General features: G+C 73.5%; 1 pseudogene. It reads right to left on the bottom strand.

Annotation, left to right across the window (positions count from 1 at the left end):
* Positions 1 to 720: 720 nt before the first annotated feature.
* Positions 721 to 1,189: pseudogene (locus K6I34_RS37185) on the bottom strand (hypothetical protein); the annotation flags it as partial.

Below are 1,189 nucleotides of genomic sequence, written 5' to 3'. Positions count from 1 at the left end.
CCCCTGTCCCTGCCCGCGCCCCCGAACCTCCAGAGCGGAACGAGGGCGGGCGGAAGCAGGCTCCGCCGACCGGTCCTGTGCTTGCGCCCCCTGTGCGCCCCACGAGCCGACGCATGCAATCGGTCTGCGCCCCCATCCGTCATCCGGCTGCGTCCGCCTCCGCTCGCCCGTCCACCCGCGCGTCGGCCCATCGGTCCCCTCGGAACCGGCACGATCGGCGGAACCAGGCGCGGAAGGGGTCATTCCGGGCCTCCGAGGACGCCATTCGCGTGACTCCCGTCACAACTCCCGCTGTCAGACCGGAAATACGCGTCCGGAAATCCACGATCGAATTTGCGAACGGCCGATCTCTTGTTACCGTTCTAGGAGCCCGGTCGCTGGTGCATCCCCCGTCGCCAGCGACCGGGCGTTTCCATGCCCGCGTCCGGCTGCCCGCGCCGCGCCGTTCGCACCGCGCGTCCGCAGCCCACACCAGGCCGACACCCGGCCCGGGCCACAGGCTCCCGCCCGCGCCCTGTCTCTCCTCGCGCCCGGGCGCCCACTCGTGACGAGCCGCCACCCACGATCCGCACCGGGCCACTGTCCAACCGATTGCCCGGCCCGCCGCTCAAACCCGCCGCCCGGCCCGCTCCACGCCTGTGGCACGTACGAGCCCGGCCCCGTACACGCCCCGAGGCCCGACCCGCCGCGTACCGCGCACCGGGTTACCGCGCACCGTGACTAATCCGCCCGGTCCCCCGGCGAGTTGCTGCCGGAGCGCAGAAGGAGCTTGCCGCCCGGTGCGGCGATCTCCGTCACCGCCGAGTACGTGTCGAGCGCCCGCCGGTCGTGCGCCGCCTCGGCGTGTGGCGTCTCGCAGCTGCCCGGATCGTCGGAGGGCCCCATCTGGCAGCGCACTTCGACCGTCCGGCCGTCGGGCTCCATGAGGGTGAGCACGGCCGTCAGCGGGCCGCCTGTGGCGTTGCGGAAGTACGTGCGCCCCCATGTGTCAGTGCCCTGCCGCAGCACGCACGTCTGGGCCTCCACGCCCTCCGGGGCGGCGAGTTCAGGACCGCAGCGGGCGGAGTCCCGCACACCGCTCCCATCGAGGCTCCCGGAATCGGAACTTCCGTCTCCGTCGAGGACGGCGGGCGCGTCCGAGGACGACCCGCTCCCCGACCCGCTCCCCGACCCGTTGCCCGATCCGCTC

Source organism: Streptomyces sp. UNOC14_S4 (assembly GCF_020740835.1).
Taxonomy (GTDB): domain Bacteria; phylum Actinomycetota; class Actinomycetes; order Streptomycetales; family Streptomycetaceae; genus Streptomyces.
Note: the sequence above shows the minus strand (reverse complement) of the source record. Positions and strands in the feature narration are given on the sequence as shown.